This window comes from Marilutibacter maris (assembly GCF_003233695.1).
Classification (GTDB): Bacteria; Pseudomonadota; Gammaproteobacteria; order Xanthomonadales; family Xanthomonadaceae; genus Marilutibacter; species Marilutibacter maris.
In genome coordinates this window covers 1,299,579-1,312,753 of record NZ_CP029843.1, presented here as the reverse complement: position 1 = coordinate 1,312,753, position 13,175 = coordinate 1,299,579, and the positions used below count along the sequence as shown (strand labels likewise).

The window sequence follows — 13,175 nt, the reverse complement described above, 5'->3', positions numbered from 1 at the left end:
CGGCCACCGGGCCACCAGAAATATTGGGGCAATCAGCGAAACGGCCGTCCCGGCCGCTCCCCGAGTCGGCCGATCCGGAACCGTCCGGACCGGCCTGGCCGCGGCGGACGCTCATGCGCGCCGCGGGTCGAACCTTCCACTGCCTGCCAGAAACCCCGAACTCCCCCGGGGCCTCCTCAGCGGTGGTGGCGATTCAGGCCGACTTCAAGGTGCCCTTGGGCAGCACGTTGGAGATCGCGCCCTTCTGCACGCGAACCTGGACGTTGTCGGCGATCTGGACCGTGACGAAGCTCTCGCCGATATCGCTGACGGTACCGGCGATGCCGCCGTTGGTGATGACCTCGTCGCCCTTGGCCAGCTTCTCCAGCATGGCCCGGTGCTCCTTCTGCCGCTTCATCTGCGGGCGGATCATCAGGAAGTACATGATCGCGATCAGCGCGATCGGGAACAGCAACTGCATGCCCATGCCGGGCGCGGCCGGAGCGGCGGCGATCAGGGCATGGGCCGGGGTGATCAGCAGGTCGGGCAGGTTCATCAGGGACGTCCTGGAGCGAAATAACGGGGGATTATGCCACGAGGCGGCCCGGGCCCACCGGCGTCCCGCTCCGGCCGGCTGCGCCCCGGAGGACGGCAGCCGCGACCGGAGCCGGTTCAGGCCGGGGGCGCGGCCCCGCGTGCGGCGTAGAAGGACTCGCGGAAGGCGGCAAAGGTTCCCTGCCCGATCGCATCGCGCATCTGCGCCATCAGCCGCTGGTAGTAGCGCAGGTTGTGCAGGGTGCCGAGCATCGGCCCGAGCATCTCGTTGCAGCGGTCCAGGTGGCGCAGGTAGGCGCGGCTGAAACCGTTTGCACAGGCATGGCAGTCGCAGCCCTCCTCGATCGGGCGCAGGTCGTGCTCGTACTTCGCGTTGCGCACCCGGATCGTGCCGCCGGCGGTGAAGAAGTGGCCGTTGCGGGCGTTGCGGGTCGGCATCACGCAGTCGAACATGTCGACCCCGCGCGCCACCGCCTCGACCAGGTCCTCCGGCCGCCCCACCCCCATCAGGTAGCGCGGCCGCTCCTGCGGCAGCTGCGGGCAGGTGTGGTCGAGCATGGCATTGCGCTCGGCCTCGGTCTCGCCGACCGCCAGCCCGCCGATCGCGTAGCCGTCGAAGCCGATCGCCTTCAGGCCGTCCGCCGAGCGGCTCCGCAGTTCGTGGTGGACGCCGCCCTGGACGATGCCGAACAGGGCCGCGTCGTTGCCCTCGTGGGCCTTCTTCGAACGCTCGGCCCAGCGCAGCGAAAGCTCCATCGAGCGCTTCACCACCTCGACCGCGACCGGTTTGCCGTCCACCTGTACCGGCGGACACTCGTCGAAGATCATCACGATGTCCGAGCCGAGCACCTTCTGGATGTGCATGCTCTCCTCCGGCCCCAGGAACACCTTGCGGCCGTCGGTCGGGGCGGCGAAGTGCACGCCGGCCTCGGTGATCTTGCGCTTGTGCGCCAGCGAGAACACCTGGAAGCCGCCGGAGTCGGTCAGGATCGGACCGTCCCAGCGCGCAAAACCGTGCAGACCGCCGTGCTCGCCGATCACCTCCAGCCCCGGACGCAGGAACAGGTGGAAGGTGTTGCCGAGGATGATCTGCGCGCCCAGCTCGCGGATCTGGTGCGGCAGCACGCCCTTGACCGTGCCGTAGGTGCCGACCGGCATGAACGCCGGGGTCTCGATGGTGCCGCGCGGGAAGCTGATGCGGCCACGGCGGGCCGCGCCGTCGCGGCCCAGCAACTGGAAGGACATGCGACTCATGCGGGGAAACCGGAGTCGTGGCGCGGCCACAGCAGCATCGCATCGCCATAGCTGAAGAAACGGTAGCGCTCGCGGATCGCGTGGGCATAGGCCTCGAACACGCGCTCCTTGCCGGCAAAGGCGGAGATCATCATCAACAGGGTGCTTTCGGGCAGGTGGAAATTGGTGACCATCGCGTCGACCGAGCGGATCCGGTAGCCGGGCAGGATGAACAGCCGGGTCTCGCCGGCGAAGGGACGCAGCTCGCGACCGCCCTCGCCGTCGTCGCGCATCGCCGACTCCAGCGCGCGCACGACCGTGGTACCCACCGCGATCACCCGGCCGCCGGCTGCGCGGGTGCGGCGGACCTGTTCGACCAGCTCGGCACCGACGTTCAGCCACTCGCTGTGCATCAGGTGCTGGTCCAGGTGTTCGACCCGGACCGGCTGGAAGGTGCCGGCGCCCACATGCAGGGTGACGTGGCCGGTATGCACGCCGCGCGCCTTCAACGCATCCAGCAGGGCGTCGTCGAAGTGCAGACCGGCGGTCGGCGCCGCGACCGCACCGGTCTCGCGGGCGAACACGGTCTGGTAGCGCTCGGCGTCCTCGGCGCCCGGCCGGCGCTCGATGTAGGGCGGCAGCGGCAGCTGCCCGGCCCGGCTCAGCCAACTTTCCAGCGGCGTGTCGACATGGAAGCGCAGATGGTAGAACTCGCCGTCGCGGCCGAGCACCTCGGCCTCGCCGCCGGCGTCCAGGGCGATCCTCGCACCCGGCCTGGGCGATTTGCTGACCCCCAACTGGGCACGCGCCTCGGCGCTGCCGAGCAGGCGTTCGATCAGGATCTCGACCCGGCCGCCGGTACTTTTCTGCCCGAACAGGCGTGCCGGGATCACCCGGGTGTCGTTGAATACCAGCAGGTCGCCGGGCTGCAACAACCCGGGCAGGTCGCGGAACACGCGGTCGGCGAACGGCTGCGGCGCCGGCGGCACCAGCAACAGCCGGCTGGCCGATCGCTCGGCCAGCGGCGCCTGCGCGATCAGCTCCGGCGGCAACTCGTAGTGGAAGTCGGATTTCTTCAAGCGGTGGCTCTTCTCAAACGATGGCGCTTCGTGTGCCGTCTGACCACGGCTGACCGGCCATTGTACGGGGCCGAGGGCCGCGGGTTTTCGCCAGCGCGACGCAAGCCGCGATCCGGGCCTTCTCATGAAAACCCCATCGCGGCTCACGCCGCTCCTACGGCATGGTCGACGGCCCCAGCCCCCTAAGTCAGGGGGCGATTCGCGCGCAGCGCGAATGGGGGTGTGGGAGCGCAACGGTGGGGCCCAAGGTTTGCGAAGCAAATTTTGGGGATTCCCGGGCGCGCAGCCCGGGGATCGCGGCTCACGCCGCTCCTACGGGATGTCTGGCGATCGCTCGCAGCAATGCATCGGAGATTTGCCAGAGCTGACGGGACAACCACGACACGCCTTTACCCCGCCTTTGGTAGGAGCGGCGTAAGCCGCGATGGGGCTCTACCGCGAAAAGCACCTCGCGGCTTACGCCGCTCCTACGACATGGTCGACGGCCCTTGAGTCAAAGGCAGGAGCGACCTTCCAGCGGAAAGCGCCCCTGCTCTGCCATCGCTCAGTCGGCCGCGACCCGTACCACCAGCTTGCCGTGGTTGCGCCCCTGCAGCAGGCCGATGAAGGCCTCCGGCGCCGCTTCCAGCCCCTCGACCACGTCCTCGCGCAACTTGATCCGGCCTTCGGCGACCCACTGCCCCATCTCGCGGCGGAAGGCATCGTAGCGGTCGGCATAGTGGTCGAGGATCACGAAACCCTGCACCCGGATGCGCTTTTGCAGGATCGCCGCCATCGCGCCCGGGAGCCGGTCGGGGCCGGCCGGCGGCGCTTCGTCGTTGTAGTGCGCGATCACTCCGCACACCGGCATCCGCGCGCCGATGTTCAACAGCGGCAGCACTGCATCGAACACTTCGCCGCCGACATTCTCGAAGTACACGTCGATGCCGTCCGGACAGACCGCCGCCAGGCGCGCGGCCAGATCGGGTTCGCGACGGTCCAGGCAGGCATCGAAACCCAACTCCTCGACCACCTGGCGGCACTTGTCCGCCCCACTCGCAATGCCGATCGCCCGAGCCCCCTTGAGCTTGGCCAATTGCCCGACCACCGAGCCGACCGCGCCGCTGGCCGCCGCCACGACCACGGTATCGCCCGGCCGTGGCCGACCGATGTCGAGCAGGCCGACATAGGCGGTGAAACCGGGCATGCCGAGCCCGCCCAGGGCCAGCGACGGCTGTTCGACATCGCCCAGCCGGACCAGGTCGGAACCGTCGGACAGCGCATGGCTCTGCCAACCCGCATTGCCGAGCACGAGTTCACCGGCCTGGAACCCCGGGTGGCGCGAGGCCACGACACGGCCGACCGTGCCGCCCACCATCGGCGCACCGAGCCCGACCGCTTCGGCGTAGACCGGCCCGACCTTGTCCATCAGGTTGCGCATGTAGGGATCCAGCGACAGGTACAGCGTGCTCAGCAGCACCTGGCCCTCATCCGGCGCCGGCATCGGCACCTCCTCCAGGCGGAAGTCCTGTGCGGTCGGCAGACCGCGCGGATGGGCGGCGAGCACGATGCGGCGGGCGATGTCTTGGGACATGGGGGAACTCCTTTGTCTGTTGGGAGAGCGGTTCTGTCGGAAGTGGGGACGCCACCCGGGACGGGGGGACATCGAGCGGAACAAGGAATAGACCGGTCGTCTATAAAGGAGGCGCGAAAACGGGGCGGGAGCAGACGTGCATGGCGACCCGTCAGGCCTCCGTGGCCAGGCCCAGCATCTGCCGGGTGCCGGCCATGGCCGCGTCCAGGGGAGCGCGGTCGCGCCCGATCTTGGCCAGCAGACTGGCGCCGAACCAGCTCTGGTACAGGGTATTCGCGGCGGCCGCCGGATCGGCCAGCGACGGCAGCGAACCGTCGTCGATGCCGGCCTGGATGCAGCGGGTCAGCCGCTCGACGATCGCGCCGATGCCCCGATCCAGGGCGATGCGCATCGGTTCGGACAGGTCGCAGACCTCGGCGCCGAGCTTCACCGCCAGGCAGCGACTCTGCATATGGTCGCCGACCTGGGTGTCCAGGCAGTGGCCGAAATAGCGCAGCAGCCGCTCGGCGCCCGTACCCGGCCCGGCGAGCAGCGCATCGATCTCGCCCAGGTAGTCGCTGAAATAGGCCTCCAGCACCGCCTCGCCAAACGCCTCCTTGGACCCGAAGTAGTGATAGAACGAGCCCTTCGGCACCCCCGCCTCCGCCAGCAACTCGCTCAGGCCGACCGCGGTGAAGCCCTTGCGCAGCAGCAGCGGCCGGGCGACGTCGAGGATGTGTTGCCTGACATCGGGCTGTCTGACATCGGGTTGTCTGACGTCGGGTTGCCTGACACCGGGCTGCGCGGGACGGGACAGGGAGGCAGTGGCGGCGGACCGGTTCATGCGGCGCAGCCTAACAACGATTAGACCGGTCGTCTAGCGATCGAACTTGGCCGACAGGATGATCGACGAGGTGGTCCGCTCGACCCCGTCGATCGCACCGATCCGGTCGGTCAACTCATCCATTTCGCCGACGCTGGGCGCCACCCCCAGCGCGACCAGATCGAACGGCCCGCTGACCGAATGCAGGCTGCGCAGCTCCGGCATCGCCCGCAGCGTCTCGACCACCGCCGGCATCTGCTTGGGCAGCACGGTGATCATGATGTGGGCGCGGATGTGCCCGATCTCGGCCTGGTCGTGGACGCGCACGGTATAGCCGGCGATCACCCCGCTGCGCTGCAGCCGCTCGATCCGGCTCTGCACCGTGGTCCGCGACAGCTTCAGCCGGCGGGCGATCTCGGCGGTCGAGGCGCGGGCGTTCTCGCGCAGGACCGACAACAACTGCTGGTCGGCGGCGGTGATCTTCATGGTGAACGGCCAATTTTCGTCGAATCGACGAAATTGTAAGAAATTTCGTCCAAATTCCTACTGTCGATCGACGATTTAATCCAGATAATGGATGGATTGGCGTACCCACAAGGAGCACACATGGCCATCATCGACACCCTCGCCCCGCTGCGCGCCCATGCCGGCAAGCGCCGCACCACCGGTCTGGACGACGCGACCATCGAGCGCTTCGCCGCCGGCCACCCGTCGCTGGTGGAGGCGATCGAGGCCGCCGCCGCCGAGTACGCGCGGCTGAAGGACGAGTTCGACGACCTGCTCGACCAGGACGAGGACGCGCAGATCCACGCCGTCCAGGCCGGCTACGTCAACTTCTACGCCGACGACGCGGTCAATCCCTACGTCGCCCTGGCCGCGCGCGGCCCGTGGATCGTGACCCTGAAGGGCGCGGTCCTGCACGACTCCGGCGGCTACGGCATGCTCGGCTTCGGCCACGCGCCCAAGCCGGTGATCGAGGCGATGGCGCGCCCGCAGGCGATGGCCAACGTGATGACTCCGAGCCTGTCGCAGCTGCGCTTCGAGCGCCTGATCCGCGACGCGATCGGCCTGGGCCGCGACTGCCCGTACGCCAAGTTCCTGTGCCTGAACTCCGGTTCGGAGTCGGTCACCCTCGCCGCCCGCATCGCCGACGCCAACGCCAAGGCGATGACCGACGAGGGCGGGCGCCACGCCGGCCGCGCGATCAAGCGCATCGTGGTCAAGGGCAGCTTCCACGGCCGCACCGACCGCCCGGCGTTGTACTCGGATTCGACCCGCAAGACCTACCTACAGCATCTGGCCAGCTACCGCGGCGAGTCCTCGGTGATCGCGATCGAGCCCTACGACACCGCCGCGCTGAAGCAGGCCTTCGCCGACGCCGACCGCAACGGATGGTTCATCGAGGCGATGTTCCTGGAGCCGGTGATGGGCGAAGGCGATCCCGGCCGCAGCGTGCCGGTGGAGTTCTACACCGCCGCCCGCGAACTGACCCGCGCACACGGCTCGCTGCTGCTGGTCGACTCGATCCAGGCCGGCCTGCGCGCCAACGGCGTGCTGTCGATCGTCGACTACCCGGGCTTCGAGAAGGTCGAAGCGCCGGACATGGAGACCTATTCCAAGGCGCTCAACGCCGGCCAGTACCCGCTGTCGGTCCTGGCGGTCAACGAACGCGCCGCCGGCATCTACCGCAAGGGCCTGTACGGCAACACCATGACCACCAACCCGCGCGCGCTGGACGTCGCCAGCACGGTCCTGTCGCTGGTCACCCCCGAACTGCGCGAGAACATCCGCGCGCGTGGCGTCGAGGCAGTCGAGAAGCTGGAGAAGCTGAAAGCCGAGCTCGGCGGCGCGATCACCAAGGTCCAGGGCACCGGCCTGCTGTTCTCCTGCGAGCTGTCGCCGGAGTACAAGTGCTACGGCGCCGGGTCGACCGAGGAGTGGATGCGCGAACACGGCATCGGCGTGATCCACGGCGGCGCCAACTCGCTGCGCTTCACCCCGACCTTCGCGATCACCAGCGAAGAGGTCGACCTGCTGGTCGCGATGATCGCCCGCGCGCTGCGCGAGGGCCCGCGCGCGAGCCAGGCCGCGGCGGCCTGAGGCAGGCCGTAAACCGGGGTCTAAACCGGGGTCAGAGTCGACTTTCCTTCGGGAAAGTCGACTCTGACCCCTGCTCGCCCGCTCACCGGCTCAGGCCTCCGGCGCCGGCTTCTTCGGCAGTGCATCGCCGACCTCGAACCAGTCGACGTGGGTGTCGTAGTAGGCATGCGCCTGCGGCAGCTGTTCCAGCGCATCGGTGAACAGCGCGCGGGCGATGTGCAGCTCGCCCGGCCAGCGCTCGCCCTTGAACAGCATCGGGCTGCCGCAGTGCGAGCAGAAACCGCGCTGGCCGCCGCCCACGGCGACATGCCAGCGCAATGCGCCCTCGGGGTCCTCGATCCCGACCCGCGCCTCCTCCATGCCGACCCAGGTCACGAAGGCGGCGCCATGGGCCCGCCGGCAGCGTGTGCAATGACAGTGCGCGACCCACTTGACCGGCATCCGGACGAGGAAACGGACGCGGCCGCACAGGCAGCTTCCGGCGGCTGTGGTCTGGCTCATCGGCACTCCTGCATCGTTGCGGACGGCCCCAGCATACGCCGGCCGCTCCGCATCGATCGCCCTACTCCCAGCAGCGGTCGCGACGCCCCTTGAGGGTCTGCTCACGGCCGCAATCGCGCGGCTCGATGCGGCCCTCGCGCAACTCGACCAGGCGCTTCCCCTCGCCCTCGTCGACCAGTTCGAAGGCGTCGTACAGGCGCCCGGTCGCGGTGCGCGCCTCGTAGCGCAGACGGCCATCGGCGATCCGGATCCGCTGCAACAGCTGGGTATCCTCGCCGACCGGGTCCATCGTCGCGCGGGCCTGCTCCGACAACCGATATTGCTTGGCGCCGGCCACCGAGACCACGTAGACCGGCGTCGCCGCGGCGGAGCGTGCGGGACCGCGTCGACCGTAGGTGTGGTCGTGCCCCTGCAACACCAGGTCGACCCGATGGCGCTCGATCACCGGTTGCAGGTGGCGCTTCAACTCGACGTTGTCGCGGTCCGCGCGCGGCGAATGGAACGGCTGGTGGATCAGCACGATGCTCCAGCGCGGCGGGTTGTCCGAGAGTACGCCGTCGAGCCAGCGCGCCTGCGCGGCGGCGCTGCCCAGGTCCAGCGCCGAGGTACCGTCGACCACCGCGACCCGCACGCCCTGGTAATCGAACCAGTAGGTCGTCGCCGGCTCGCCATCGGCGGCGATGCCGTTGCCGGGCAGCGCGAACTGCAAGGGCCAGTGCGCACCGAGCACGCGACGCTCGCGCGGAGTGTCCTCGAACTCCTCGAAATACTCGTGGTTGCCCGGTGCCGGCGCGGTCATCGACGAAGTCGACAGCACTCCGGCGGCGTCGAACCACTCGCCCCACTCGTTGTCGTCCTCGCCGTCGCCGCCGCTGACCAGGTCGCCGGCGTACAGGACCAGGCGCACGTCCGGCGCCTGCCGCAGCGCCTCGCGCACGACCCGGCTGGTCAGGCTGGCGTTCTTGTTCTGGGTGTCGCCCAGGTACAGCAGTTCCAGCGGTTCGGAGGCATCGCCGGCGGTGCGTAGCTGCATCCATGGGCTCCAGGTGCGGTCGCCCTGGACCCGGTACGCGTACAGCACTCCCGGCTCCAGGCCGTCGACATCGGCACGGTGATGATGGGCCAGACCGTTCTCGCTGCGCAGCGCCCGGGTCGAGGCGACGATGCGGCGCGGCTCGCCCAGGTCGGGCGAGTCACCGGCGATCGCGATCTCCAGCACCGGCGCATCGACCGCCGCATCGGTACGCCATGCCACCGCGAAACCGCGCGAAGCGTCCTGCGCGGGGCTGGCGACGATGCGGTCGGGAAAGCCGCTGGGGGCGTAACGCATCACCCCAGGCGGCACCAGGGTGTTGGGCTCCGGCGCGCGTGCGGACGCCTGCTCGGCTTCGACCGGCAATGCCAGCGACAGCCACAGGCCCGCCGCCAGCGCGACCGCGCGCCGCGCTTCGAATGCAGCGACGCCCATGTTCAACCCTCGCCGCAGGTCTTCAGCGACAGCGCGGCGGCGACGTCGCGCCAGTCGAACGCGGAAACGCCCTGATCGTCGTCGACCGCGTAGAACACGCCCTGCGGGAAACGCGCGCTGGCGCCGCGGTCGAGCCAGACGCCGTCGGTATTGGCGGTGCGCGCACCGGCGAACGCGCCGACATGGCTCAGGCTGACCCGGTCGAACACATGGAACAGGCTGCGGTCCTTGAACTGGTCGGTCGCCAGCCAGTAGCCGCTGCCGTCGTCGCAGGCATACAGCGCCAGTCCCTCGGCCTGGGCCTTGAACAGCTCCGCGCCGATGTCGCGGCCGCGGTAGCGGCCATCGAGACCGTACTCGCGAAGACGGGTGCCGCTGCCCGGATCCTCCTCGGCCAGCAGCAGGCGGTCGTGCGCCGGGTCGCCGAACACCGATTCGGCGATGCGGATCGCACCGGCGGCATCGGTCGCGCCGAAGCTGGCGAGCAGGCGCGCATGCCAGCCCTCCGCCTGGCGGTGGAGCGCATAGCGCTTGAAACGCCGCCCCAGCTCGGCCAGCGGCGGCGGCCGGTCCTCGTCGTCCGGCGACATGTAGTTGTCGCTGACGATCACCTCGTAGCCGCTGCCGTCGCGATGCACCCACAGGCCGTAGGGCTGCTCCAGGTCGTCGGCGCCGAAGCTCAGCAGCGGCTCGAATCCGGGCAGCGCGAACGCCTGAACCCGCCGGTTGTCGCGTTCGACCACCAGCAGCAGGTCGTCGATCACGGCGACGCCATTCGGGCGCCGCAACTGGCCGGGGGCGCTGCCGGGACCGGCCACCTCGCGCAGGCGTCGGCCGCTGTCGCCGTCGTAGACCACCAGGCGGTCGCTGCTCTTGGCGCTGGCGATCAGCCAGCGCTGCCCGTCCGCGCTCGTCCATGCGGTCGGCGAATCGATGTTGTCGTCCGGCGTCGCCGGGGTGGTGAAGGCCTCGGCCACGCGCCGGTGCGCGATCGCGTGATCGGCCAACAGCGGATCGACCTCGGCCTGCTCATCGGGCTCGCGGTCGACGACGGGAGCGACGGCGCAACCGGCAAGGCATATCGCGATGGCGAGCGGGAGGAAGCGGCTTGGATTCACGGAGAGGCCCTCGGAAACACGGTGGGGGCAGCGGCGCGGATGCGGCGACTGTCAACAAACCGACATGTTCTACGTGGCCCAGGTGACGCTTTCGTGTCGCTCGCGCGCGCATCGCGCCATGACGGTGCGCCCTCCATGCCGGTCGCATGACATTCGCGGTTCACGGCGATGACCGCGCACGGCCGCCGTGTCACTACACGGAAATCTTAACGAACTACAAATTCCGGTTTGACCAGACCCGGACCCACCCCGATGAAGCAGACCCTCCTGGCCACCAGCCTCTCGCGAGCGCTGCTGTGCGCCGTCATGCTGCCGGCCAGCTACCAGGCCGCCGCCCAGTCCGTCGAAACGCCGGATGCGGGCAACAGCGCAGAGGGCATGGATGCCAAGCAAGATGCCAAGCAACTCGACACGGTCGTCGTCCAGGGCGAGATCGCCTACCGCAACCGCACGCTCGACATCGAGCCGGTGCTGTCCTACGACCTCGAATACTTCCAGCGCTTCGAGCCGAACACCGTCGGCGACATGGTCAAGCGCGTGCCCGGCGTCGGCTTCGTCGGTTCCGACGTCATGGAGTTCGACGGCGCCCAGCTGCGCGGCCTCGCCGGCGGTTACACCCAGGTCCTGATCAACGGCAAGAAGGTACCCGGCGCCGGCGACGACCGTTCGTTCTGGGTCGATCGCATCCCCGCCGAAATGGTCGACCGCATCGAGATCCTGCGCAGCAACAGCGCCAACCGCAGCGGCGATGCCGTCGCCGGCGCGATCAACATCATCCTGCGCGACGCCTACGCGTTCGACGGCCACTACATCCGCGTCGGCGTGAACCGCTGGTTCGACGGCGAGGTGAACCCGACCTTCGGCGCGGTGACCAGCGGCGAGGCCCTCGGCGGCCGGGTGCTGGCCGGCGTCAACGTGCAGGACCGCTACCGCCGCAAGGACAAGCGTTCGGACCGTTTCACCGACCCGTCGAAGGAAGAGCTGGCGAGCTGGGAGGATCAGGTCGAGGTCAAGGACGGCCGCGACTACTCGGCCAACTTCAGCTACACCGTCGACGTCGGCGAAACCGGCCGCCTCGGCATCGACGCCTTCTACGTCAAGACCGACCGCGACGTGACCGAGGTGTCGTACGAGGAGGAGTACGACGATGGCGACGTGATCACCGCCGACGTGCCGGGCCTGGCCACCGTCGACCAGAAGAACTGGGGCGCCGGCCTGGAGTACCGATTCGGGATGGCCGGCGGCATCACCGAGTTCGACCTCGACCACGCCCGCTTCGCCGACAACAGCTTCGAGCGCGAGGAAGAGCACGTCTACGAAAACGGCGAGTGGGACGAGTCCGAGGGCGAAGCCGAGTACATCGACGCCAAGGACGCCGAGACCAGCCTCAAGATCGCGCACATGCGTTCTCTGGGCGCGGTCGGGATGGAGTTCGGCGTCGACTACCGCGACAAGGAGCGCGACGTCACCTACGCCTTCTTCGAGTGGGAGGCGGAGAACGAAGGCGACCCGGTGGTCTACCAGCCGGACAGCATCATCGGATCGGTCATCGAGGAAGAGCGCATCGATCCGTACATCCAGTTCAACGGCCAGGCCGGCATCCTGGCCTGGGAAGCGGGCCTGCGCTACGAAACCACCCGCTCCAGGATCCGCTACAGCGAGGACGGCGACGTCGAAGGTTCCGCCAGCAAGGACTACGACGAGCTGCTGCCGTCCATGCACCTGCGCTGGGACGTGACCGACGCCGATCGCATCAACCTGTCGCTGGCCAGGAGCGTCAAGCGCCCGAACTTCAACGAGATGATCCCGGCCCTGCTGGACGGCGAATTCGGCGACAACGACTACATCGGCAACCCGCAGCTGGACCCGGAAACCGCCAACGGCATCGATCTGGGCTGGGAGCACCGCCTGGGCCGCAAGGGCGTGATCGGCATCAACTTCTTCTACCGCGACGTCAAGGACCTGATCGAGGTCGTCAACACCGGCGCGCCGAGCGAGGAAATGCGCGACACCTGGGAAGAGATGGTGGAGGACGGCGAAGCCGCCAGCATCGAGGAGGCCATAGCCGCCGAACCGGCCGACAGCTGGGTGTTCACCTCGGCCAACATCGGCGACGGCAAGGTCTGGGGCGCCGAATTCGACCTGTCCACGCCGTTGAGCGCCTTCGGCCTGGACAACACCGGCGTGTTCCTGAACTACTCGTGGGTGGATTCGAAGATCGACGACTTCCTGGGCGAGCGCCGCTTCAACAACCAGGCCAAGTCCGTGTTCAACATCGGCTTCATCCAGGACCTGCCGGCGCTGGCGGCCAGCTTTGGCGTGACCTACCGCAAGCAGGGCGATGCCTACGAGCGCATCCTCGGCGAGGAGGTCACCGTCAGGTACGGCGACGACCTGGAAGCCTTCGTCGAGAAGCGCTTCGGCAACCGCGTCTCGGTGCGCCTGTCCGCGGCCAACCTGCTGGACGCCTCGAAGGACGAGTTCTTCCACAAGTTCGACACCCTGGGCGACCAGACCGACCGCGACTACGACGAGTACGAGCTGGAAACCGAGGAGGCCGGCCCGAGCTACCAGATGGTCATGCGCTGGTCGTTCTGACCGCCGCACCACCGCGTCACGAAGAAGCCGGCCCCGCGCCGGCTTTTTTCTTTTTGCGCGTCGTGCCCGTCGCCGCGGCGCCCGCGCCGGTGTTCCCGGCTTCGACGGCGCAGGCTTCGACAGCACAGCGCCCTTGATGCAGACTTGCGCGATCGCACAGGAATGCCCG

General features: G+C 68.7%; 11 protein-coding genes. 2 read left to right on the top strand and 9 right to left on the bottom strand.

What is annotated here, in order from left to right:
* Positions 1-193: 193 nt before the first annotated feature.
* The 6 genes from yajC to C9I47_RS05775 all read right to left on the bottom strand — a co-directional run bounded on the left by yajC (position 194) and on the right by C9I47_RS05775 (position 5,707).
* Positions 194-535, bottom strand: a complete 342-nt coding sequence (gene yajC / locus C9I47_RS05800) for a preprotein translocase subunit YajC (RefSeq protein ID WP_111265913.1) — start codon at positions 533-535, stop codon at positions 194-196.
* Between the two features lie 116 nt (positions 536-651).
* The gene (gene tgt, locus C9I47_RS05795; RefSeq protein ID WP_111265912.1) at positions 652-1,788 is read right to left on the bottom strand and encodes a tRNA guanosine(34) transglycosylase Tgt; all 1,137 of its coding nucleotides are present in this window, start codon (positions 1,786-1,788) and stop codon (positions 652-654) included.
* Positions 1,785-2,846, bottom strand: coding sequence for a tRNA preQ1(34) S-adenosylmethionine ribosyltransferase-isomerase QueA (gene queA / locus C9I47_RS05790; RefSeq protein ID WP_111265911.1), 1,062 nt, complete (start codon positions 2,844-2,846; stop codon positions 1,785-1,787). Before queA ends, tgt begins: the two co-directional genes overlap by 4 nt.
* Before the next feature lie 544 nt (positions 2,847-3,390).
* Positions 3,391-4,419, bottom strand: a complete 1,029-nt coding sequence (locus tag C9I47_RS05785) for an NADP-dependent oxidoreductase (RefSeq protein WP_111265910.1) — start codon at positions 4,417-4,419, stop codon at positions 3,391-3,393.
* Positions 4,420-4,570: 151 nt separating this feature from the next.
* A complete protein-coding gene (locus C9I47_RS05780) occupies positions 4,571-5,242 on the bottom strand; it encodes a TetR/AcrR family transcriptional regulator (RefSeq protein ID WP_111265909.1) in 672 nt (223 codons plus the stop codon).
* Between the two features lie 33 nt (positions 5,243-5,275).
* Entirely contained in the window at positions 5,276-5,707 is a 432-nt protein-coding gene (locus tag C9I47_RS05775; protein WP_111265908.1) for an Lrp/AsnC family transcriptional regulator, read from the bottom strand.
* A gap of 120 nt (positions 5,708-5,827) precedes the next feature.
* Between C9I47_RS05775 and C9I47_RS05770 the strand changes: the two genes are divergently transcribed.
* On the top strand, positions 5,828-7,321 hold the full coding sequence (locus C9I47_RS05770; RefSeq protein ID WP_111265907.1) for an aminotransferase class III-fold pyridoxal phosphate-dependent enzyme: 1,494 nt from the start codon (positions 5,828-5,830) through the stop codon (positions 7,319-7,321).
* Between the two features lie 90 nt (positions 7,322-7,411).
* Here C9I47_RS05770 and C9I47_RS05765 read toward each other — a convergent pair whose 3' ends face one another.
* The 3 genes from C9I47_RS05765 to C9I47_RS05755 all read right to left on the bottom strand — a co-directional run bounded on the left by C9I47_RS05765 (position 7,412) and on the right by C9I47_RS05755 (position 10,408).
* Positions 7,412-7,822, bottom strand: coding sequence for a GFA family protein (locus C9I47_RS05765; RefSeq protein ID WP_111265906.1), 411 nt, complete (start codon positions 7,820-7,822; stop codon positions 7,412-7,414).
* Positions 7,823-7,883: 61 nt separating this feature from the next.
* Positions 7,884-9,290: an FN3 domain-containing metallophosphoesterase family protein gene (locus C9I47_RS05760; protein ID WP_111265905.1), complete on the bottom strand. Its 1,407-nt coding sequence runs from the start codon at positions 9,288-9,290 to the stop codon at positions 7,884-7,886.
* A 2-nt stretch (positions 9,291-9,292) separates the two neighbouring features.
* Positions 9,293-10,408, bottom strand: coding sequence for a phytase (locus C9I47_RS05755; RefSeq protein ID WP_111265904.1), 1,116 nt, complete (start codon positions 10,406-10,408; stop codon positions 9,293-9,295).
* A gap of 252 nt (positions 10,409-10,660) precedes the next feature.
* On the opposite strand from C9I47_RS05755, the gene C9I47_RS05750 reads away from it, so the two are divergent.
* The gene (locus C9I47_RS05750; protein WP_111265903.1) at positions 10,661-13,006 is read left to right on the top strand and encodes a TonB-dependent receptor plug domain-containing protein; all 2,346 of its coding nucleotides are present in this window, start codon (positions 10,661-10,663) and stop codon (positions 13,004-13,006) included.
* Positions 13,007-13,175: the final 169 nt, after the last annotated feature.

What these genes read in the sequence shown, in the direction of transcription:
- C9I47_RS05750 (WP_111265903.1), top strand. Translation starts at nt 10,661, where the DNA reads ATGAAGCAGACCCTCCTGGCCACCAGCCTCTCGCGAGCGCTGCTGTGC.
- C9I47_RS05760 (WP_111265905.1), bottom strand. Translation starts at nt 9,290, where the DNA reads ATGGGCGTCGCTGCATTCGAAGCGCGGCGCGCGGTCGCGCTGGCGGCG.
- C9I47_RS05785 (WP_111265910.1), bottom strand. Translation starts at nt 4,419, where the DNA reads ATGTCCCAAGACATCGCCCGCCGCATCGTGCTCGCCGCCCATCCGCGC.
- yajC (WP_111265913.1), bottom strand. Translation starts at nt 535, where the DNA reads ATGAACCTGCCCGACCTGCTGATCACCCCGGCCCATGCCCTGATCGCC.
- tgt (WP_111265912.1), bottom strand. Translation starts at nt 1,788, where the DNA reads ATGAGTCGCATGTCCTTCCAGTTGCTGGGCCGCGACGGCGCGGCCCGC.
- C9I47_RS05765 (WP_111265906.1), bottom strand. Translation starts at nt 7,822, where the DNA reads ATGAGCCAGACCACAGCCGCCGGAAGCTGCCTGTGCGGCCGCGTCCGT.
- C9I47_RS05770 (WP_111265907.1), top strand. Translation starts at nt 5,828, where the DNA reads ATGGCCATCATCGACACCCTCGCCCCGCTGCGCGCCCATGCCGGCAAG.
- C9I47_RS05780 (WP_111265909.1), bottom strand. Translation starts at nt 5,242, where the DNA reads ATGAACCGGTCCGCCGCCACTGCCTCCCTGTCCCGTCCCGCGCAGCCC.
- C9I47_RS05775 (WP_111265908.1), bottom strand. Translation starts at nt 5,707, where the DNA reads ATGAAGATCACCGCCGCCGACCAGCAGTTGTTGTCGGTCCTGCGCGAG.